We start from the raw sequence: 24,054 nt of genomic DNA on the forward strand, positions 1-24,054 counted from the left end.
TAACGTGAGTTCGATGTAATTATAAAGTTAAATACAGTTGCTTTGTATCGACGAAGTTGTTTTTTAAAGAAGGTTTTCTATCTTTAAAATTATAGGCAATAAGTGAGGCAAAAATATTATTGAAGTAGTTGGTTACGCTTCTATGTCTAGAATGTTCAACTTGGCAAATGTTCTTGAGTTGGTCAAAAATAGTTTCGATAATGGCCCTTTTTCTTAAATGATAAGCATCTTGCACAGGGGTCAATAGTTTTGTTTTCATGTTCTTTTTAAGCTTGGTTACCAGATGCACTCCATTATAGAACAACTCAGTAAATAGATCTTTGGAGATGTAGCCTTTGTCACCAAAGAGCTTCCCAAACAGCTTTTTAACAAAGGCTTTGAAGCGTAAAGGTTTTCTATCATCCACATTGCCTTTAGTTATCATAAAATCAATGATACCGCCTTGGTCATTGGTGATTATGTGCAATTTGAAACCATAGAACCAACCCAGGGAACATTGTCCCCTTTGTGCCAAATCCTTGAATACCCTATGTTGGTTAATTCTTCGCTTGTCACAAACCCTTAGGGGCGTAGAATCTATAAAACTAATCCCCGTACAATTTGCCAATCCACAAACTTTGAGGTAAATAGCCAGGGGCATAAAGCTTTGCCCTTTGAGTTCCACCATACGATTATAGGATACCAGGTTTGGAAAATAACTGGTTAGATGTTTTGAGACATAGCCTATATAAAAATCCTTGAAGGTTTTATACCCGGATAAATGGAAAAGCACTTGAATGGTCATTACTTCAGAGAGGCCCATTTTTGAAGCTCTGGTGCGCTTTTTTCCATTGGCCAGTAGGCTTTTTTGCCAAAAAGGGACAAATTCAAGACAAAAATCATCAATAGAACAGAAAATTTCAGTAATTTTAGAATCGGAAATCATAGCGAAATATTTAGTTATATAATTGAAATTCAGAACTTTAATTTACTAAATTTTTCGCTTTTTTATTATAAATAAATCAACTTTTTTACGTCGAACTCACGTTATTTAGCAAATTTACCATGGCAATTAGCATAGCTTTAATACAGCTATGACTCTACCATTTGTTTTCTAACTCTTTCAAGGTTGGTTACTTTTAAAGGTTTGGAGAGAAATCCTTGAATGAAAGGATAAATTTTTGCTTTTTCAGTAAAATCCTCAATTGAGGAAGATAGTATATATATGGTGAATTGGTTTTTCACGCATTCATCAAATTGCATGAAAACCTCTAAAAATCCCCATCCTGTCATAGAGGGCATATTTATGTCAAGAAAAAGGACAGTAGGTAAAGTTTCATGACCTATAATGTACTCCCCTTTTATAGAAGCAAGCCCATCTTCAGGCATAGTAAACATCTTTACCTCTGCATCTCTGTCAAAGCGTTTAATAGTATATTTACATATCATATTATTGGTGTCGTCATCATCAACCAACATGTAGCGTTGTTTTTTCATAATCAGAAATATTATTAAGTGTTTTTTCTTTGAAGGTAATCGTGAATTTCGTGCCTTTATTAACTTCACTTTCAACTGAAATTTTACCACCGAGCAATTCAACCTGGGTTTTTACCAGGAACAACCCCATCCCTTTGCCTTCAATATGATGATGAAATCTTTTATAAAGACCAAAAACCTGTTCCTCTTTTTTAATCAAATCAATTCCCAGACCGTTATCTTCAAAAGTGATAATTACGGTTCCTTCTTTAATTTCAGATCTTATCTCTATTCTTGGAGGAACTCCCTGCCTGCGGTACTTTATACTGTTTGTTATGAGATTGTAAAATATACTGTGAAGGTAGCTTTGAACTGTATCTATAGCCGGAATATCAAAATGTGTTGTGACATGTACTTTTTCTTTGTCAATTAAGTTTTGAATACTAGATTTAATAGTGTCTACCAGATGCTCCAGTACCACCGTTTCTTTCTTAGCATCCATCTCCACTTTTACCTGTAAAATCGCATTTAAATCAGAAATGACGGTATCCAGACGTTTTACATTATCAAAAAGTGCCTTCAGAAAGCTGTTTTTCTCTTCTTCCTGATAATCTTTGTCACCAATCAGTTCTACAAGCCCAAGAATGTTGGCCACTGGGGATCTCAGGTTATGTGACACTATAAATGAAAACTGCTCCAATCCTTTATTTGCCTCCACAAGCTCTTCAGTATGTGCCTTCAGGTTTTTATTGAGGCCAATGATTTGTAGGTCTGATTGTTTTCTCTCGGTTACATCTTTAAAATAAACGGAAAGTCCGTTTTTGGAGGGATACGCTGTAACCTCAAACCATTTATCAGCTCTTTCAAAATATTCTACAAAATCTTCTATCGATCGCTCCCTTACAGCTTTTTGATATGAGGTATAGAATTTCGTGCCAATAGCATCAGGATAAACATCCCAAAGATTCTTGCCTAATATTTCCTCTTTTGTGCATTCCAACAATTTTTCTGAATGTCGATTCCAGTAGGTCACTTTCCAATCAGTATCAACCATAAAAAAGGCATCTCCTATACTTTCAAGAATAATCTCTTTTTCTTCAGAAGCCTTTAAAGCCTCAAGTTCCGAATTTTTAATTTTGGTAATGTCCTGAAAACTCCCATTAATTTGCACACATTTGCCATCTACAAAAGTTGGCCGGCCTATTTTTCTCACCCAGTGTACGTTTCCTTTGGCGGTTACTACCTGCAATTCAAGATCGTATGGAAGGTTTTCTGTAAGTGCTTTTGAATATGCATTGGACATAGCGTCCCTGCTTTTTCCTTCTTTATAGAAAAGAATTCCTTCTTCCAGAGTAGGATTGTAATCCATATCTACTTCATGGATTTCCTTAGTAACAGGGGACCAATACAAACTGTTTTTTTCACAAACAATTTCAAAACTTCCTATACGCGCAAATCTGTATGTCTCATCTAATAGCTCTTCCAGTTTCTCTTTTTCTGAAACATCCTGGATTGCGCCAACCATACGCAATGCCTTGCCATTTTCGTCTCGAAGAATAGTACCTTTTTCTATTACAGAAGCATATTTCCCATCTGCTTTTTTGAGTCGATATTCTGCTATTCTACGGTTTTCCTTCCCTTCAATACCACTATTAAGACTTTTTATTATTTGATTCTTTTCATCAGGATGGATTTTTTCCAGATAGGCCTCTATTGTTGAAGAAAATTCTTCTTGTGAATAACCAAACATGGAATGAAATGCTTCCCCCCAAACCAAAACGTTTGAAGTGACATCCCATTCATAAATAGCATCTGAGGTCGCTTTGGAGACCAATTCATAACGAATATTGCTTTCTTTCAAAGCCTTATCTGCAAGTTTTCGATCTGTCACATCCCTAAAGTCGGCTACGATTCCTTCAATGGCCGAATCTTCTATAAAGCTAGTTAGGGTCACTTCCAGCCAGCGCCAGCTTCCATTTTTATGCCTTGCCCTCAATGAATAGCCATCAAATGTAGTTTGGGGGTTTGCCACGCATTCTAAAAATTTTTCCTGCACACACTCTCGCTGGTTCTCGTGGATAATTTCATATATATTTAATTCGAGAGCCTCCTTTTCAGAATATCCCAAAACTTTTTTCAATGAAGGGGTAACATAACTGGGCGTGCCATCGGGTGACAAAATTGCCACTGCATCGGCACCATTTTCTATGAGTCTTCTAAATTTGCGTTCATTCTGCTGAAGTTGAAAGAGGAAACCTTCGCGTTCCTTTTCCAGTTGTTGTGTCTCCAACACATTCTTTATGGCAGAAGGTAACCTCCCCAGCCGGTCTTTTAATACATAATCTTTGGCACCTCTCTTAATTGCATTTACTGCAAATTCATCAGACATTGTCGCTGTGACAAGGATGACCGGGATCTTATTCTCACGACTCCCCAGCAACTCTAATGCCTCAAAAGAGTTGAAAGATGGTAGTGAATGATCGGCCAGGATTAAATCGGGGTCAAAATCATCTAAGGCCTCAAGGAATTTTTCTTTGGAATCCACAACCAAACAATCAAACTTAAAACCCACTTGCTTTAGAGCATGTGAAACCAAAAGTGCATCGCTTGGCTCATCTTCCAGATGAAGTATTCTTAAATTATTATGCATAGTATTGTTTTAGTAAGCTTAAAAAAAGTGAAATGATGAGCTTCACTCAGGAGCCCTTTTTTATTCCCTGGGTGTTTGATTGACCAATAACCAGTACAACCCTAAATCGGCCACTGTTTTGGAAAATTTCTCAAAATCCACCGGCTTAACGATATAGCTATTCACCCCAAGACGATGACTCTCAGCAATATCTTTTTCTTCCTTGGATGAGGTCATCATTACCACGGGAATACCTTTTGTGCGATCATCTGCTTTAAGATGGCGCAGTACTTCAAGGCCGTCAACCTTTGGCATTTTTAGGTCTAAAAAAATAACTTTAGGTTTTTCGGCTAAGTTTCTACCCTCATATTCGCCTTTTCCGAAGAGAAAATCCAACGCTTGAGCACCATCATATACATGAACGAGGTTATTTGCAAGGTTGTGTTTTTTCAGAGCCCGTATGGCAAGCATAGCATCAGACATATTATCTTCTACTAACAAAATTTGAAATTCTTTATTCGGCATCATTTGTTTTTTTAATTTTTATTGGCAGGGAAACATAAAAGCAGGCACCATCACCAACTTTTCCTTCTGCCCATACTTCTCCTCCATGTTTTGCGGCTATTTTTTGTACAATAGCCAATCCAACCCCGGTGCCTTCAAATTCAATACTACTATGCAGGCGTTCGAACACGCCAAACAATTTATTATAATAACGCGGGTCAAAACCGGCGCCATTATCTTTTACATAAAACACCTGTTCCCGGTTACGGGAGTAACTCCCTATTTCTATATTGGCTTTTTCTTTCTTGCCTGTATATTTGAACGCATTTGAAAAAAGATTAAAAAACAATTGTTTCAACATATTTTTATCTCCTTCAACGTTGGGTAATTTCTGCAGGTTAAGATCAATGTTCCTTTTAGGCTCAAGTTTTGTCAATTCTGCGACTATGCTTCCTACTATTTCATTCATATCAATGGTATCCCGAAAGATATCCTGTCTTGAAAGACGGGAAAACTCCAGCAAATTATCAATCAATTCGCCCATTTTCCTTGCGTTACGAATAATTTCTGAAAAAAAGATCTTTGCTTCTTCGTCGAGCTGGTTTATATAATCTTTGGCCAAAACTTCTGAAAACCCTGAAATGGCCCTTAATGGTGCTCTTAAATCATGGGAAACAGAATAAGAAAAAGCCTCCAGCTCTTTATTAACCTCTTCCAATTCTACAGTTCTTTTTTCCTTTTCCAGAATTTGATATGCGAGTTCTTCATTTACTTTTATAAGTTCTTCTGCTCTTTTTTCTTTTTCTTCAATCTGAAAAGAGAGTTCCTTTACAGCCTTTGCCAGCTTAATGGCAATTTCATTTTTTTCTTCATCCTTTGCTTCTAATGCTTCTTCAGAGAGTTCAAGGGCTGTGATTATACTCTCCTCAGATCCTGAAATAGGATGTCTTTCATATTTTTTTATCATGCTATTTCTTTTTTAAAATCACTTTTCCTAGGGTGAATTGCAGAAAAGCCTTAAGCTGAAACACTTTTGATCAGAAAATTCAAAACTTCATTTGAACATTCATATAATGCACAATGCCTGTGCAGGAATGGTTTTTGTGTATTTTAACGATAAAATATAATATATTATCGGAGGATGGGCGCGTAAAGATAATATTTTTCCTTACACTTTAACGATTGATTAGTTAAATTTTAAAACTATTCAATAGCAGACAGGCTGAAGAATATGAAAATTACCATTGAGAACATTTGTGCTTATTTTTCTACTTTAAAAGGCATACGGAATCCCTAAAGTTAATCGGAAATGTAAAATGATATTTTAGGAATAAAGTATCATGCGATAATAAATCTTTGAAACTCACAATAAAATAAAAAACGTAAATAAAAGCCTATAAAACGTCACATAGTCCAATACCAATTTAACTTAAACAACCTCTATAAATTAAAATTTTTAGAGGTTGTTTTTTAATTATATTAATGAACTTATATAATCAGGAAATAAGTTCATGCATTAATCACCAGCTTTACCAGTAGTTTCTTCTTTATCCATATTTAACTGCAATTTGTTTTTTCCAAAATCCAATGTACGAATTGGGAAAGGAATATGGATTCCTTCTTTATCAAAATGAGTTTTAATAAGCTTTACGGCTTTATGTTTTGCCTCATATTCTTGTTTTGTACTCACTAAATCAACCCAAAAACGTGTAATGAAATTTATAGAACTATCCCCAAATTCTGTAAAGAAAAATTCCACTGCCTCTCCTTTTTTCTGATTAAAATTTTCGGAAATGACACGCAAAACTAAATCTTCAACTTTTTGCAAATTACTTTCATAACCTATACCACAACTCACCGTAATTCTGCTACGGTCACTCAAAGAATAGTTTGTAAAACTATTTTCAATAAATTTTGTATTGGGAATAATAACATAATTATTATCAGTTCTTCTCAAAACTATATTTCGAAGGCTAATTTCTGAAACAAAACCGCTAGTATCATTAGTTTCAATAAAATCATTAATCCTAATATTAGGCATAAATGATAATATTATTCCTCCAAAAGTATTACTTAAAGTACCCTGAAGTGCCAACCCAATAGCAAGGCCTACTACCCCAGCTCCAGCAAGCACGCTTGTTAAAACTTTGTTTAGATCCAATACCCCTAGCGCAATAAAAAATCCAATTAAAAAGACTAAAACAAAAACAATCTTTGCAACTATATCTTGAATGGATTTCTGACCGATTCTACTCAAAAGAAATTTTTGTAACACATTTCGAACGCCTTTAGCAATAAAATAGAAAACAACAATAACTATAAATGCCAGAACAAAATTTGGTAATTTTAATATGATGGCATCTAGCCACCCATCTAACTTATCCCATAATTTACTAATGGTGTTCTCTAAAGAAAATTTATCTTTCATCCGTTTATAATTATTTTTGTCATTAAAACTAAAATAGGTTTTTTTTGTGAAAGAGGCAATAATTTTGAATCTATTCGGTATTAAACCATATGTTAAGTTAGAAAGGTTTATTTATTATTTACACCAGTAAATCACTTATTTGAATGAGAGTTCAATTATTAAAAGCCTTATTTATAACCTAGAATATTGTTATATACCGATATATAATCCTCGACCATTTTTTCTTTACTAAAATTTTTCTCAGCCCAAACTCTACAATAGGAACGGTTAATTTGTTTTATTGCCGATATGGTTTCAACAGCTTCATCAATTGAATGTACCAGGAAGCCTGTTTTTTCATGCAATATAAGTTCACTCATTGAGCCTTTGTTAAAAGCAATGACAGGAGTTCCGCAAAACATAGATTCAGCGACGCTCAAGCCAAAGGGTTCTTTAAAGTTTATGGGGTGCAATAAAGCAAAAGCTTCCCCTAACAGTTTGTCGCGTTTGTCAGGACCGGAACTTCCCGCATAAATAATATCGTCATCGTTCAGAAAAGGGGCCACTTTTTCATTAAAGTATGTTTGATCCTGCACAATTCCTGAAATAATTAGCTTCATTTTTGCTTTTTTTGCTATTTGTATAGCCTCCCAGGTTCCTTTATCATGGTGAATCCTTCCGAAAAAGAGCAAATAACTGCCCGGAACTTCATTCAATGAAAAAAGATTTTTATCAATACCATTGTAAACTGTAGCGGCATAGTTTAATTCTGGGCTACGGTCTGAATTGCTAATGGAGACATAATGGCTACTGTTGTTATACTTTTTAAACACCTGTATAATTTTTGCCGATGAGAATCCGTGAATGGTTGTAACCATAGGAGTTTTTATCAGTCCTGAATACGTCAATGGTAAGAAATCAAAATTGTTATGAATAATGTCAAATTTGTCTGCCTGTTCCATAACATGGGCAATATGCAAACACTCAGCAATTTTTGGGTCTATTTCTTTATCTTCTTCGTAACCTGTTTGTATAACACCATCAAGCTTGGCTTGTGTTACTGAATCTTTGGTTGCAAAGAGGGTAACATCATGTCCTTTTTCAACAAGTCCTTCGGCAATATTTGATGCTACCTGTTCCCAGGGGCCATAATGTCTGGGAGGGGTGCGCCATGCGATGGGTGAGAGTACGGCAATTTTCATATTATACTGCTTTTCTACTATTGATTAAACACAAATTTACACTGCCATACTTTTTAAAGTTCTAAAATCAATTTTTTGGCACAACAACAAGCATTTGGTGAAGGGATAAAACCTCCATACATTTTTAAAAAATGATCAAATGGGTCTTCGGAATTGTCAATTTGTCTTTTGAATGCTTGTTAATTATCTGATACAATGTAGCCAAACTTTTTCTGTTTCTTGAATTAAAAAACATATATTATCAACTTCGCGTTTATAACACCGCTTCGGTGTCCCCTAAAATTAACATTTTCCGGAACTCTTATAAATAAGAAAATAATTTTTTTGATCGTTGTCTCTTACCTCAACAATAAACCCATGAATCACTAATAAACATGAATGCGTTGTGGATGGTTTCGCTTACAACTACCGCCATTCAAAATTACAAACGCCCATCGTTAACAACTAATTTTATAGGTGTTGTGTTTACCAGCAGAATATAAATTCCTGTAGAAATTGAACTTGGTAATTTTATTGTAGCCGATCTAGTTTTTTCATTGTAATCTTTTGAATCAATATGAATCAACCTTCCATTAATATCATACAATGATATGCTATCTGTAAAGGATACACCTGACACCGTTAAAATACGAGATGTGCTTAGAATTGGATTGGGGTATACTTTTAAAACGGTCTTATTAGTAAAATTGCGTTCTTCTTTTCCGCTAAAATAATTGACACCAAAGGCAAATGCTTTTTTTCCTATTTCTTCTCCTATCAATCTGCCTTGAATATCATCTATAGGAGGATGAATGCCGCCCCAAATTCTTGACAAACTACATTGGTCTGAGGCATCTCTATAGGTAGCCCATTGCAAAGTAACATCAACTGAGGGGCCTTCTTCAAAAACTAAAAATTCATTTTTTTTAGCGAGAAATTCTCCCATGCCCCCTGGAAAATAGTCATCGCCCGTAATTAATGTTAAGACTTCAGCTGCTGCTCTAGAAAAAGTAGAATGCCCAGATATAAAACCTGCGAAAGGGGGCGTTACAAAAGAAGGCCTCTGGTAAGGCCACCAATCTTTTGCCAGAATCCAGCCTACACCAGCTTTGTCTGTAGTTACATCTGTAATATAACTATGCCCCCTCCATGCATATAATTTAATCATTCCAACATTTTCATCATTATCTCCAGCCAGAGGATCGCCTAGCTCCACGACTTCTATAAAACCTTCTGCTAAAGGTATGCCCAGAGTATCATAATTTTCTTTTGTTGTATCTGTAGATTGCCCCTTCTCTGCCATATACCGAATTGCCGATATGGGTCTTATATAATCATACCACCCCTTTATTCCCCAGGCAGCAATTGCAGAATCATGCATAGCGCCTCCCAAAATAAAATAGGATTTCACATCCCATTCTAAAGCATCCAATATACCTCCCTGACCATTAAATTTCTTTATTAGTAATTCATGATCATTTACATAGTTTAAAATGGTAAACCAATGACCTGGTGGCGTTTCGGAATCAGGTCCATCAGCCCAAAACTCCGCTAACACCCGAGTATAGTCTCCTCTTGTTACTAATTGCTCTTGGTACGGCTCTTTAGTAATTGGATTTAAAGATCTACCGGTACCAATATCTCCGCCTTGAATATCATCATAAAAATTACTATAATCATCATAATTATCTGGAAATAAAGAACTTGATATATTACCCATTGACCTTGGAGATATATCCCAAATAACACCATCGTTAGGATCTAAATGGGATGACCATTTAGCCACGAGTGAAAAGCCCCACTTATATGTATTTTCATAAACACTTGGTGGCGGTGTAGGATTGTAATAAACCGGGTAACTTCCTCCAGACCTTCCAAATATTTCTTTATCTGTTTCTTCCAATGAAAAGGGAAGAACATTACCCCATTCTGGACCTAAAAAGCCGGGTGTAATTCCTCCCATAACATTTCCGCTTTGATCTATAAAAGAATTAAATTTCAAGGGCTGCCATCTATTGGGGTCTATATCCAAAAGGCTTTCTGGCTGTGAAAGATCCAGCGGTGGATTTACCGATTCATAATACATATTAGTATATTGATTTAATTCATTTGATCCATCTTGTAAGCCATAGCTTATTACTTGATTTGCTATATAATTGCCTAAAGCTATTGGATCTCCATTGGTATAATCCGCATCAGTAATTGAAATGTCGTACCCTAAATCATTCATAACCTTAACCATAATACCTTGAGACAACTCAGGATTTGGAGAAAGCCTAAATCGCTCTGACAACAACCTATAAGCGGCATAACTCATGGTTTTTTTCCTTGCCTCATTTACTTCGCCAGTGGCTTTGAAACCTTTGAAATTGCTATTAATATTATGTACCGTATTACCTAACAAATAAGGTTGTGCTTCATCATCATATATAGCCCAAGCATCATACAATGCGATACTGGTATGAAATAAATTTCTGGAATGCACCGTTGGTCGTGCGTAATCTTTTCGTATTAATGATAACAAGGTTTCATTCCATAATCGTGCAATTGAAGGTTCTTTAATATCCGTAGCATCATCATATAAATTAACATATAATTCTTCTACTTCACTTTTACATGTTCCACTAATTTCAACTACCCTAACAATACCTGTTATTCCCGTACCCCATTCTACTGTTATTGATCCCTCACTTTGTGAATTAACAATTTGCCCTCCTTCAACATTCCATTCTAAATGGCTATCTGCTTTTATTGGATACTCATAAACTTCAACACTGCCTTTTACCGCTTGTGGGTTGCCATTTATAGGGTCAGTAGGCAAATATTCACATACTCCATTACTGATTGTTGCAAAAGGATTGTAATTACAAGCATTTGGATCTGTACAACCATAAATTTTTACTGATGGAGCATTTTGTGAATACGAATATCCTTCCCCTTCTTTTATATAAATGGTAGAATTAGTTTCTAAATTTTCATAAGTTTCTTCAAAACCTGAAGGCCAGAATATTTTAAGTTCTAAAATAGTCCTATCAGTACCTAATCCAAAATGAATAGGTTTTAAACTTTGTGACAAAAAACCTCTACCTGTTACATACCTATATATTGAGCCGCTTTCTGTTTTAACACTAACCTTAGCACCTATAGCATCACGATTAGATGTGGTACCCTCCAAATTAACCTTAAACCAATGTAAATTTGAATTTGGTTGCACAAAATCTGTTATCTTATTTTCATAAAAATATGCTTGTTCATGATTATTTGTAACAAAAATATCCAGATCACCATCATTATCATAGTCAAAAACAGCCTGAGCTACACTAATAACATCTGCGTACAAATTCACTTTATTTGTACTATTAACAAATTTGGTCTCACCTTGTGAATACAAATTTTCAAAATACACATTTTCATTAGAAAAAGAAGAACCTAAATCGTATCCATTTAAAACAAATAAATCTTCATCTCGATCCAGGTCAAAATCAGAAAAATTGACATCCCATGCCCAACCTGTGTTTAGAACGTTTAGCTCTCTGGCCTTGTCAATAAAATTCATGTTAGAATTATTATGCAGTAAGGCATTCTCTGCTATAGCACTTACATAAAAATCAAAAAAACCATCGTTATTGTAATCACCTATTGCAATTCCCATATCATCTTTAGAATGGTTTAACCCATAATATGCAGATTGCTCTATAAACCCAGTTCCTTTATCATTTATAAACAAGTCATTTGCTTGATTGGAGTAATCGTTGGCTACGTACAAATCCATCCATCCGTCACCATTAAAGTCGAAAGGAATGCTTTGATAGGAAGATTTTTTTTCATTTCCTTGAAAAATGCCACTTACATTGGTAAATGTGCCATTTCCATTATTTTTGTACAATTGGTTTCCTTCGCATGAAGAACCAGAATTTGATATATTCCATTCTGATATATAAATATCCAAATATCCATCATTATTATAATCAAACCAAGTCGCTCCTATATTAACGCAGCCATTATATCTATTAAACCCAGCAGCGTTGGTCACCTCCACAAAAGTCCCATTCCCTTCATTATGAAATAATTGAATTTTATTTGAATGTGTCATAAATAAATCAGGGTAACCATCATTATCATAATCTCCCCAAAAAGCCCCATATTTAAAGCCCGCTAATGCTACGGAAGAAATGGTCGTTTCCTCTTTAGGAAATAAATTAATTAAGCCTGAAAGCTCAGTGACATCGGTAAAAGTTCCATCATCATTATTCTTAAACAATTTGCTATGGCTCTCTTCAATGCTATTCTCATCTTGAGCTTTGGCTACTACAAACAAATCTAAATCGCCATCTTTATCGTAATCTGCAACAGATACCCCATTATTTTTACTTACAGATTCAAAGCCGGCAAAATTCTCAATACGTTCAAATATTTGAGCTTCTACTTTCTGAAAAGACAAAAATGAGAGCAACCCAACAACAAGAAACCTTAGAGATATATATTTGACTTTCATTATATTAACAATTTATTTTTGGACGAAACTTTCTTCAATAAAACATTTTAGTTTTCACAAATAACAAAATCTCTGGCGTATTCTTTAAACCAGTTATGTACAGGGAAGGCACATGCATCAGGATCACTACCATAAGCTATGTCTCCATCTAATGCTCCTTTATCTATTAAATTCTCAGGAGCTAATAAATTCCAAGACACATTACCAGATTCATCAGCTAGTAGTTTGAAATTGGCACCGAAACCCCAACCGCCCGCAACACCCGTAATACCTCCTTTGCCCCAAACACTATATTGTTCTGGACCCCAATCAATTTCAGTAATGGCTATAGGTGCTATATCTGCTACCGGTTTTATATTTTCATTCCAATTGGACCTAAAAGTTTCTGGATTGTTGTTGTCTTTGCCCCAATATCCAGGATATATATGAACGGCGTATCCTATATTATTCCCTACAATGGGATTGTTTGCATACCCTTTATAATGGGATTGATACCCTGAGCCGGGTATCCATATTATATTATTTGCGCCATTGTTCCTTATCAGATTTACCATGGGCTGAAAAAATAATTTTAAAGCATCAAAGTGTGGTTGGGTATTACTGCCAAAATTCCCATTAGTACTTTTTATTGTTATGGGCTCGTTAGCTAGTTCAAACATTACATGCTCTGCATTTTTCAATCCCGAATGAGTTGACAAATAATCCCAGATAGAAACCAGATAATTATAATAATCATCTCCTACCTCTAAATCTCTGGGACATACACCTGGCGGCCTAAGAACAACATACATACCTCGAGATTTGGCATGTGAAATTAAAGGCATTATAACATTATCTATAGCCGATTTAAATCGTTCAAAATTAAATTGGGAAATATCATGTTCTCCATCTGTAGAGGCTCCAATATTATTTGTCCAATAAGGATCTATATGTAACCTTACATAATTTAAATACCATCCTTCATCAGTATTAGTCAGTTTATCCATCACCCCTTTATTATAGGCCAAGCACCCATTGACATCATAATTATTCCATCTCCAATCACCTACTGCTCCTCCATTAAACCAAGGGCTAGGAGTAATGGCAACTCCATGCAACAATACACTGTTTCCACAGGGATCTTTTAAAAATCTTCCATCAACGTGTAACTTTGGTGTTGCTATAGGACGTTCAATTTTTTCATTTTCTTCTACTTCTTCGTGTTTTTCTGGTAGTGTAACCTTAACCACTTCATTGTCCTCCTGAGAGCAACTCAATACACTACATATAAAAAGAATTAAATATAATTTATTCATTGTAAAACATCATTTCAAACAAAATATGCCATACATTTTAATAACGTACAGCATATTTCTCTATTAACTAAATTAACTAAATTAAACTAATTTTAATCTTTTACAGCCCACTTAAACCTTCTGCAAAACTGGCATAAGATGGCTTTCTTAAATAATCTACAGTCCACAATCCTTGCTTCTCACCAGGTAACCAACTAGAATTTGCTGGACTATCAGTTACACCCCAAACAGTTATGCCGTAACGCTGAATTACCGGGATGTATTCTTCATACATATCAACTACATACTTGTACATGTCGGCCTGTTGTTGTAAAATTTCTTCTGATGGATCATCAACAAACACCCTAACATCTAGCTCTGACACTTTAACAAATTTTCCGGTCGCGGCCAATAATTGGAACATCGTAGCTATATTTTCTTTATTAGAGTTGATACTTATATGCATTTGAGTGCCTATTCCGTCAACAGTCTGTCCTTGAGATTCAATATATTCTACATAGTCAATGAGTCCTTTACATTTATCTAGATTATATTCTAAATTATAATCATTAACAAATAATATATCATCCGTATTTCCATATTCTCTAGCTAACCTAAATGCTTCAACAGCATAATCTTTTCCCATATAATCTTGCCAATAGAACTCATCTGAAGATAAAGATTTACCAATACCCGTTTTTAATTCATACGGATTGGCATCATCCATTGGTTCATTTACAACGTCCCATGCTTTTACATGAGGTGCGCAATTAGTAACCATTTGCGAAATCCAACTCTCAAGAGCCCCTGCTATTATTTGGCTTTTAACTTCTGGTAATTTCTCCACAAATATTGGTTCGCTAGTGGAGCCACCAGCTTTTCTTAAAACTACATTATCTAAATAAACGGTACCTACCATATCACCATAACTAATAATCAAACGATTACGTCCAGCTACAGATGGAGTTACCGATAGTTCTACTTTACTCCATTCATTTGTTAGGTAAACGGTTCCAAAACCATCTGCACCATCTTGCCATGAAGTACTTTGCATTTCGGGTCTAATATTACCATTCACATCGGTAGATTTTACATAAAAACTCAAAACATATTCTTCACCTACTTCTAATTCTGGAACTGCCAAACTTGATTGAACAACCCAAAAACCAGAAACCGATGATGGGTTGGTTACTGCTAACGCATAACCCGTTCCACCAAAGCCTTCGCCATCAGCGGTAATTTCTCTCGTAGAATTATTACCCCAGCCTCCCCAGCCATTTATATGGCCTTCTTCAAAATCACCGTTAGTTATTAAATTGGTAATGGCGACTTCTCCTCCTGTATCATAGACATAAAAATTATTTACATCAATATGGTAAGTAACATCAGGCTGGTACCCTAAATTTAATTTTGCATTAAAAGTACTTGCATTAAAACCTGTAATTTGAAATCTCACTTCTTGCCATGAAATACTGGTCTCAAAAGTTTCTGTTACTGTACCTGTACCTGTCCAGTCTAGCATTGGTTCATTATCTGTCAATCCTTCAAAAGTGACGCTTCCTTCACCTGGTTTATCTGATTTAATATAGAATACAACTTCAAAAGTAGTTCCCTCTCCAACTTGAATGTCTGGAGTTATCAACTGCAAATCAGTAGATGCCGAAGCGTTTGCGCTAGATATTAATTTTACTGCTTGAGAGTTTGCGTCCAAACCTTCTCCCATTTCTACAGAAATACCAGAACCACTGTTTGAAACATCCCAATTCATGAAATCTTCATTTAACAAACCAGATAAATCCAGTGAATTTGCGATAGCTGGTGGAGTTACAACTAACGGAGTAATTAATGAATTTAGATACGATGCATTTTGATTGGCATGCCATGCTAATGTATGCCCAAATACAGATATATTGGATTCTGAGGCAGTCGCTAATAAATCATTGACATTGTCTAAATTTAAATTTCCATTTGATTGCACAATGGCTCCATGCTTCATGCCATAACCTAGAGTAATTTCATCAAAATTTCTATTTACAAGCCTATAAATCAGATTCCTGCTGACATAATCTGACAAAGAAATTCCTGCTCCCAATTTAAAATTAGGATTAGATTCTTTATCAACATATGTTTTCAAATCTGAATAATCATCAATAACCTCCTGTACGGCTATATTCTCAGGTTTCTCAACTTCAAACCCAGGCCTATCTGTATCAGCACAGGAAATAAACATCACTAAAACTGAAGCACAAGCCCATATTTTATATAATTTTTTCATTTCGTCTTTATTAAGTTAGTCTAAAATTTATTGAACTACTGGGGAAAATGTTTCTGCTATAACCCCTCTATTCCTCAACACCAATGTATCTTTGGTTGTAATATGCATCTCTTCTAAGTCAATTTCATAATCAAGATATAATGCATCTCTATCTTTACTACCCCAACTGTTTTTTTCTCCATCAGTAACAAACTTACCATTACCAGTAGCTGTAAAGTCAGTAGAATTCGTAGAAACGACACAGTTACCATCATTATCAAATGTTAAAATTAAGTCGCAGTTAATATTGACTCCATTAGCATCCTTAAAAACAACTTGCATTCCAGATTTTGTTAACGATTGCGTATTGACATTAAAAACCTCGTCATATTCTACATAATCTTCATGTCTTGTAATTACTTCATCTAAAGATGTATTACCATTCTTTCCTGTAATTTCATCTTCTCCTCTTCTTAAATAAATCCCATGCCATGGATTTACATATTTCACGGCATAAAAAATAAAATCTTTTGGCTGTATACTCCAATTTTCGCTGATGCCTCTTTTTGGATTTGACACTAGGGCTTGACCTGACAAAATTGTATCTGCATTAACAACGTTATTCATACGAATTGGAATAACATAATTTGTTTGGGTAGCTAAAGGATCTGCAAAAAAAGCATCGGTAAATTCTACCTCAACACCTCCAATTATTTCTCCTTTAGGAATAATCATCTTATCAGATGCCAAATTATAATAATTGCTTGGCATAGGGACTATTGGATTTTCACCAGCCCCGAATAGCAGCCCAGATACTAAAGAATTATCAACAGAAAACCCTATAGTTACATCATTGTCGTTTTGATAAACGCCTCCTAAGGTTGCTAGTATCCTAGACTTATGCTCATTATCCAATGATGTATCAAAAATATCCTCTCCTAACGTTAACGTTCTAACTGGATATTGATAAGCGAAATAAACCGATTGAAATTCATAATCGTCGAACTCCCAATCATTGTTTTCACATGAAGTCAATGAGACAAGCAAGATTATAAACATTATAAATACTTTATTTTTCATTTTTATATTTTTATTAATTGTACTTCTTTAGTTAAGTCTCTAACAACAATTACCAACCGCTGTTTTGCTTTAGTGCATCAAATTTTAAAAGTTCACTATAAGGTATAGGTCCATAATTCATATAACTACTAAAAGCTCTATTCTCAACATTGATGGTTTCATGAATCCCACTTTCAATCTTAACGCCTTTGGCAGTTTCGGTTAAATTTTCTTTCCATCTACGCAAATCCCAAAAGCGGTAACCTTCAAAGCACAACTCTAAGCGACGTTCATTACGAATTAATTGCCGCATGGCATCCTTATCATTCTTCACAAATTCCAAATACATGTCTGGTTGCGAAATTCCAGCTCTTTCTCTAATAGCTGCTATCACATCATAAGATGAAAAACCAACTTGCCCAACACCTGTAGGTCCCCAAGCTTCGTTTGCTGCTTCTGCGTAAATAAGATAAAACTCTGTATATCTCATTCTGGGTTTGTAGTGTCTTTGAGATGTTTGTGAAGTAGGATTCAAGTTCACATCTTGTCTTAAAAGCTTCTTTAAATAGTATCCTGTCCGTGTAGACGTTTCGACCTTATTTAATGCATCATTTGTTGTTCCATCAATAGCTGTATTGATTGCTGTATTATTTACACCTGCAGTACCTCCATTAACCAAAATATACATTCTTAGACGAGGATCTCTATTAGCATAAGGGTTTGAAGCGTCATAATTGCTTGCGGGATTAGTAATGGGAAAGCCATTTGCCATGGGGAATGCATCAACTAAATTTTGAGTTGGGTTTACACGACCACTACCATAAATAGAGGGAGGAAAATTATCTCTTTCTAAATTGTTACTATCGCCAATATCGGTTCTCCAAATTATTTCAGGAGGGTTCACGCCAGTCCCTAAGTTATTCATTTCGTTAACATTGGTATACCAAGTGTGTCCATTAGGCGCTAAACCCATAACACCTCCATTAAGATTTAACAATTCTCCAGCATAATTAGCAGCAATTGCCCAAGTAGTTGTATTGGCGTTACTATATGCAGGACTTGCCGCAAGCAAAGCTGCTTGAGCTTTAACAGCCTTAGCTATTCTAGCCGTCATTCTTTGTCTCGCATAAAAACCAAACACTCTATTATAATCATCTAAATTATCATATCCTGATGGTAATGTGGATGCATCTTCAAAATCTAAAGGCAATAATTGTTCAGCCATTGCAGCGTCACTATAAAGCTGTTGCATACATTGTTCAAAGGTATTACGAGGGATATTAAAGTTAGAATTAGCACCTTCTGGTTCCAATACAATAGGCACCCCTAATAATTGGCCTTCAGTAACTCCAGCATGCGCTTGCAATAAATAGTACATAAAAAGAGCGCGCAAACCATAAGCCTCGCCTTTTAATCGCTGTCTGAACAATTCACTTACATTTTCACTCTTAGCCCAAACAACTTTATCTGCTTCTGCTAGAAATATGTTTAAATATTGAATGGCTGCTTTAGAATTTTGCCATTGATCTAATGGATTAAAATTAGATGCCCATTGACCTGTTGCTATTTTAAGAAAACCACTATCATTATTGTTGGTAACGGCATCATCAGTTGCAACATCATTAAATGACCACCCACTATTAGGTAGTCTTGTATAACCATTTAGGAGAATTCCTTGTGCAAATTCAGCCTCTTCATACATTCCCTCTAGACCTCTATTATTTTCCACAGCTGGTTCTAAAAGATCGTCACAGCTAATAAAAACAAGTATAACTGCTAATAAAATAAATATTCTTTTGTTCATATCATTTAATTATTTAATGATTCTTTATTTTAAAATGAAGCCGTAACACCTAGATTATAAAATCTAGACTGTGGAGCTCCACCTATATTTAACTCCATTATATTACTGTAACGGGATATGGTTAATAAATTAGCCCCGCTTACATAGATCCCAATTTTATTAATAAATGCGTTTTTAAACATGCTTTCAGGAAAGTCATATGAAATCTGAACTTTAGAAAGATCTAATCTATCTGAACTATACATCCAAAAATCTGAGGAACGATAATTATTATCACTATTAAAAGTAGTAAGTCTAGGGTAAGTTGCACTTTCTTTAGTGGCTTCGGTCCAACTATTACGCACTTCAATTGAATACTTATCTTCTCCATCCATCCAGAAATAAGAATTGTTTTTCATTGAATAAGCACCTACTTGTCCTGTGGCTAAAGCAAAAAATGTTAGGTTTTTCCACTTGGCTGTTAAATTAACGCCAAAAGTAAAAGGTGCTCCACTCCAGCCTGCTTTACCTAGATAAATCTCATCTTGAGAATTAATAATCCCATCTCCATTTTGATCTTTATATTTTATATCTCCCGGTTGTATTTGACCAAATGTATGAGAAGGAGAATTGGCTATATCTGTAGCATCCATAAAAAAGCCTTCATTTTGAAGTCCCCATATGGCATCTAAAGGTTTCCCTTTTCGATACTGATAATCGTCTTCAAACATTTCAGCTCTCTTAGATGCCTTTGTATCAAAATAAGTTCCTGTGAACGCTAATGACCAATCCACCTGTCCGAAACTTTTGTTTAATCTTAAATCAAAATCAAAACCTATTCTATTATCATCATTATAGTTTACATAAGGTATAAAAGAAGTGTTTGGCCAACCTGTAGTAAAATAATTTGGATATAAAATGGATGCTTGAATGGCATTACCACTTACTTTACTGGTAAAAAACGAACTGTTCAATGTTATGGACTTATCAAAAAAAGACGCTTCGATACTTACATTTAGTTCTTCCTTTTTCGCAAATGTTAAATCTAAATTCTCACCTCTTCTAGAATCGGTTGTACGATTAAGAGCGCCGTCCCTCCAACTGTACCAAGCGCCATCTGTTTGAGAATATATACTTTCATATAGATAATAATTGTTTATATCGAGATCGGTATGTAAAATACCTGCTGAAAACGATAGTTTTAAATTATCAACTACGTTACTATTCTTCAAGAAATCTTCTTCACTAAGTCTCCATCCTAAAGAGATGGAAGGTGATGTAGCATTACGCTGACCTTCAGCAAACTTTGCAGAATGAACAATTGCTTCTTTGAAATCAAAATAGTATATATCTTTATAATTATATCCAAATTGCATACCTAAATTCGCATTGCTAATTCTATGATATACTTGTGAACGAGACTCTTGAAATCCATTAGCCAAAAGCATGGCTGAAATATGGTGATCCTCGTCAAATGATTTATCATAATCAAACTGACCAGAAAAAGTAACAACTTGATTATAGGTGCTATTACTAATATTTTGTACACCAGACTTTGAGTCTTCTCCATATTTTGTAAGGCCTGTTATTTGATCAAATCCTGCATACGTATTCCAACTAGCTTGATATACTGCATAGTTGTTATTATAAGACTGATTGTATGATGTTTCGTAATCTACAGCAAACATCGATTTAAAAGTCAACCCCTCCAACAAATTTCCTAGATTAGCATTAATACCTGTATTAAATTGAAACTGCCGATTTGTATACGTATTATACCCACCTGCATAGATTGCCGCAAAAGGGTTTGTTTGATCCAACTGGGTCCCTCCTAATAAATATTTCCCATTAATAAGATAATTACTATTGTTTATTAATGTTTCTGAAGCTATATCTCCATCTTCAATCAAATCTATAGGCAACAAAGGTGTGAATCTATAAGGCCTTAAAGTGGACGCACTATTCCAATAATTAGTGTTTACACCTCTTCCATTATAATATATCGCATTTGCTCCTATATAAGCCGATATAAAGTCATTCACATCAAAATCTATATTTCCTCTAATATTGAACCTTTCGGTTTTATTATTTTTGGCTTCACCAAAATCCAACAAATCTCCTGCTGTTGAAAAATTAACAGTTGTATAATACCTAGTTGTATTATTACCACCGGTAATTTCCATGTTGGCATCATTTCTGGTATAAAAATCACTTATATATTCGGGTGAATAATAATTCACATCGGCATATCTATAAGGACTATTACCAGAAGCATGATTGTAAATAGTTTCATTAGTATATAATTCATCCAACCCATCATTAAGTCTTGCCTGATTGTAATAATTCATATATTCTGCAGATCCTAAATACTTAGCAAAACGCTTAGGTGTTAAAATACCAGTATTTGCTCTTACTTTTATTTCCTGTTTTTGGTTATTCCCCTTTTTAGTAGTTATATAAATCACTCCTTTGGCAGCACGACTGCCATAAAGAGTAATAGCTGACACCCCTTTTAGAAAAGTAACTTGTTCAATTTCAGTAGGCAAAACAGTATTAGCACTTCGGGGAATTCCATCTACAAGCACAAGTGCACCACCTGTTCCCCAAATGTTACCATTATAGCCTCCTACAAAAGCTTGCAAACCTTCTAAGCTATAAGTTGTGTAATTTTTATCAACAATCTCAGGCAAATTAACATATGAAATGCCTCCTAAAAGATCCTTTTCCTTTACTTTTCTAAATGCTACTTGCACTAATTCTTCAGCGAGATCAAGTTTTATTTCATTTAAATCTACAGTAACTATCACAGATTTACTCTCATAACCTGTTGCACTTACCAACAAGTTGCTATCTGAAAGTACTGTAATTAAAAACCTTCCATCTAAATCTGTAATGGTTGAAACATTCCCATCCTGATCGCTTGTAATCACTACACCACTAAGAGGTTCCCCTTTAGCACCTGTAACTACACCTTCAACATCAATTACATTATTATCTTGTGCAGCTAATAGTAATGGACAAAAAGCAATAATTACAAAACAAAAAACTATTTTTAGTTGTATATATTTCATTATTTTTTAGTTTGTGTTATAATTTTAAACATTATCAAATTTGATTACCATCCAGGATTTTGAGGGAACTCTAAATACATATTCACATCCACGTTCTTTAAAGGCAACCAGTAGTGCTTATCACTGAAATTACGTTCTAAAATAATTTCTTCATGTATGTTAGCTACTCTATTTAATGTTGGATCTTCTGTACTGAATTCTCCAACACGATCGAATTCAATCGATTTTTTTAAAGTGTACGGCGATTTGGTTAACAATAACCAACGTCGAAGATCATTAAAACGATGTCTCTCAAAAGCCAATTCCACTGCTCGTTCACGTCTTACTTCCTCCATAAAATCATTCATAGAGGCTAAAAATTTGCTAGCAACATGCCCTACACCAGCTCTGTCTCGAATAATATTTATGGCTTCTACTGCTGTTTTATTGTAGTTTGAAGAGGTTCCTGTAGGTGAACCAAAAGCTTGTGCTGCTGACTCAGCATACATTAAATAAATATCTGACAATCTCATCCAAGGAAGATGTATGTTAAGGTTTGCTCCCCAGTCATAGCCTAAGTCATACTTATTAGCTGTTATTGGTATAAACTTATAGAGCAAATAACCTGTTCTGCTTCCTGTGCTTATGTTTCTATAACTTCCTCCCGTATATAAATTTGCATAGCGATCTTGAACCACATTACTTGGCATTGAGCCCAGAACTGTTTTAGCACCATCATAAATTATATCACTATAAAATCTAGGATCTCTATCTTTCCAAGGGTACTCCGGATCGTATCCAGACTCTGGATCTGCCTGAGTTATATCTTTAATAGGTAAACCATTTTTCATTCCATAATAATTCACATAATTGGATGTTGGTAAAAACTTAACATCACCATCTGTAATTACAGGAGCTGGCCCGTATTGTTTAGCTGTTCCCCAGGATGATGAATGTGCTCCCCAATATGGTCCTCTAAAAATAGCTTCTTCACCACCTGGTATTTGCCAGTTTTGTCCTGTAGTATAAAAATTATCGCTAATTTTTGAAAATGGCAATAATGCGTATGGGGATTCAGCACTTTCAGTTATGGTTAATAATTCACCAAATGCATCTGCTGCCCTTTTACAAAAATCTGAATTATAAGTTTCACTTCCAGTTGAAGACTTATTCATTAAGGGACTTCCTGCCCATAAATAATTTTTACCCAAATAGCCTAAAGCCATTACTTTGTTTATACGTAAAGCATTTTTTCCTAGTGTTCTTTTTCCTACTGTTGTATTATCCCAATTTATAGGCAATAAATTAGCAGCCTGTCTTAAATCGGCACCAATTTTTTCGGCACATTCAGCATAACTAAGTCTTGGATAGGTTAACGGTTCATCGCTTGGCAAAACCGTATCTACATATGGAAGACCTCCAAAATATTGGATAAACTGAAAATGAAACCAAGCTCTAAAAAACAATAATTGCCCTTTAACTAAATCTCTCTCTTCTTGTGTTGCGTCTGTTAATTTATCAAGATTTTCAAGTCCTAAATTAGCTTTACGAATGCCGTACCATCCATTCTTCCATAAATCTTTACTAAAACGATCATTTGATGTGTTTGCATTTGAAGCATTCATCCAGCCTGCTCCCCAACCATCGTGTTCATCCTGCCATCCCCAAAAATCTCCATTGTCTATTTTAACTCCAAAATGAAAATCACGCGCGGTGGACTGTATTTCATCTTCTCCCCAATTCCAAGAATTTGTCCAATATCTATTAGTAAAATCAGGAATACATTGGTAAAGCTCTTCAGTATAGCCTTGAAAATTTGTGAAGTTTTTAAAGGCCTCATCAGACGAGATATCGGTATCAGGATCTTTATCAAGATATTCTTCACAAGATACCGAAGTAAAAAACAGACTTAAAATTAGGCTGTATTTAAATATAATTTTGATATTTTTTTTCATAATATTAA

General features: G+C 34.9%; 14 protein-coding genes. All 14 read right to left on the reverse strand.

What is annotated here, in order from left to right:
* Positions 1 to 19 precede the first annotated feature (19 nt).
* The 14 genes from CSW08_RS16315 to CSW08_RS16380 all read right to left on the reverse strand — a co-directional run bounded on the left by CSW08_RS16315 (position 20) and on the right by CSW08_RS16380 (position 24,046).
* Positions 20 to 925 (reverse strand): IS982 family transposase, encoded by a 906-nt coding sequence (locus CSW08_RS16315; protein ID WP_106657880.1) that lies wholly within the window; start codon positions 923 to 925, stop codon positions 20 to 22.
* Positions 926 to 1,071: 146 nt separating this feature from the next.
* Complete coding sequence (locus CSW08_RS16320; protein WP_106660974.1) at positions 1,072 to 1,476, reverse strand: response regulator; 405 nt, start codon at positions 1,474 to 1,476, stop codon at positions 1,072 to 1,074.
* On the reverse strand, positions 1,448 to 4,105 hold the full coding sequence (locus CSW08_RS16325; RefSeq protein ID WP_106660976.1) for a PAS domain S-box protein: 2,658 nt from the start codon (positions 4,103 to 4,105) through the stop codon (positions 1,448 to 1,450). Before CSW08_RS16325 ends, CSW08_RS16320 begins: the two co-directional genes overlap by 29 nt.
* Before the next feature lie 60 nt (positions 4,106 to 4,165).
* A complete protein-coding gene (locus CSW08_RS16330; RefSeq protein WP_106661226.1) occupies positions 4,166 to 4,609 on the reverse strand; it encodes a response regulator in 444 nt (147 codons plus the stop codon).
* Positions 4,599 to 5,555, reverse strand: coding sequence for a sensor histidine kinase (locus CSW08_RS16335; protein ID WP_106660977.1), 957 nt, complete (start codon positions 5,553 to 5,555; stop codon positions 4,599 to 4,601). Before CSW08_RS16335 ends, CSW08_RS16330 begins: the two co-directional genes overlap by 11 nt.
* 549 nt (positions 5,556 to 6,104) lie before the next feature.
* Positions 6,105 to 7,016 carry a mechanosensitive ion channel family protein gene (locus tag CSW08_RS16340; protein ID WP_106660979.1) on the reverse strand — a complete coding sequence of 304 codons (912 nt, stop codon included), beginning with the start codon at positions 7,014 to 7,016 and terminating at the stop codon, positions 6,105 to 6,107.
* Between the two features lie 167 nt (positions 7,017 to 7,183).
* Positions 7,184 to 8,197 carry a glycosyltransferase family 4 protein gene (locus CSW08_RS16345; protein WP_106660981.1) on the reverse strand — a complete coding sequence of 338 codons (1,014 nt, stop codon included), beginning with the start codon at positions 8,195 to 8,197 and terminating at the stop codon, positions 7,184 to 7,186.
* Between the two features lie 421 nt (positions 8,198 to 8,618).
* On the reverse strand, positions 8,619 to 12,671 hold the full coding sequence (locus tag CSW08_RS16350; protein WP_106660982.1) for an FG-GAP-like repeat-containing protein: 4,053 nt from the start codon (positions 12,669 to 12,671) through the stop codon (positions 8,619 to 8,621).
* 47 nt (positions 12,672 to 12,718) lie between these two features.
* The gene (locus CSW08_RS16355; protein ID WP_106660984.1) at positions 12,719 to 13,966 is read right to left on the reverse strand and encodes a cellulase family glycosylhydrolase; all 1,248 of its coding nucleotides are present in this window, start codon (positions 13,964 to 13,966) and stop codon (positions 12,719 to 12,721) included.
* Between the two features lie 100 nt (positions 13,967 to 14,066).
* Positions 14,067 to 16,220 carry an endo-1,4-beta-xylanase gene (locus CSW08_RS16360; RefSeq protein WP_106660986.1) on the reverse strand — a complete coding sequence of 718 codons (2,154 nt, stop codon included), beginning with the start codon at positions 16,218 to 16,220 and terminating at the stop codon, positions 14,067 to 14,069.
* Positions 16,221 to 16,247: 27 nt separating this feature from the next.
* Complete coding sequence (locus CSW08_RS16365; RefSeq protein WP_106660987.1) at positions 16,248 to 17,279, reverse strand: DUF5627 domain-containing protein; 1,032 nt, start codon at positions 17,277 to 17,279, stop codon at positions 16,248 to 16,250.
* 49 nt (positions 17,280 to 17,328) lie between these two features.
* A complete protein-coding gene (locus CSW08_RS16370) occupies positions 17,329 to 19,062 on the reverse strand; it encodes a RagB/SusD family nutrient uptake outer membrane protein (RefSeq protein ID WP_106660989.1) in 1,734 nt (577 codons plus the stop codon).
* A 29-nt stretch (positions 19,063 to 19,091) separates the two neighbouring features.
* Positions 19,092 to 22,112: a SusC/RagA family TonB-linked outer membrane protein gene (locus CSW08_RS16375; RefSeq protein ID WP_106660991.1), complete on the reverse strand. Its 3,021-nt coding sequence runs from the start codon at positions 22,110 to 22,112 to the stop codon at positions 19,092 to 19,094.
* Between the two features lie 44 nt (positions 22,113 to 22,156).
* Positions 22,157 to 24,046 carry a RagB/SusD family nutrient uptake outer membrane protein gene (locus tag CSW08_RS16380; RefSeq protein WP_106660993.1) on the reverse strand — a complete coding sequence of 630 codons (1,890 nt, stop codon included), beginning with the start codon at positions 24,044 to 24,046 and terminating at the stop codon, positions 22,157 to 22,159.
* Between the last annotated feature and the right edge of the window lie 8 nt (positions 24,047 to 24,054).

The organism is Confluentibacter flavum, from assembly GCF_002843175.1.
GTDB classification, from domain to species: domain Bacteria; phylum Bacteroidota; class Bacteroidia; order Flavobacteriales; family Flavobacteriaceae; genus Confluentibacter; species Confluentibacter flavum.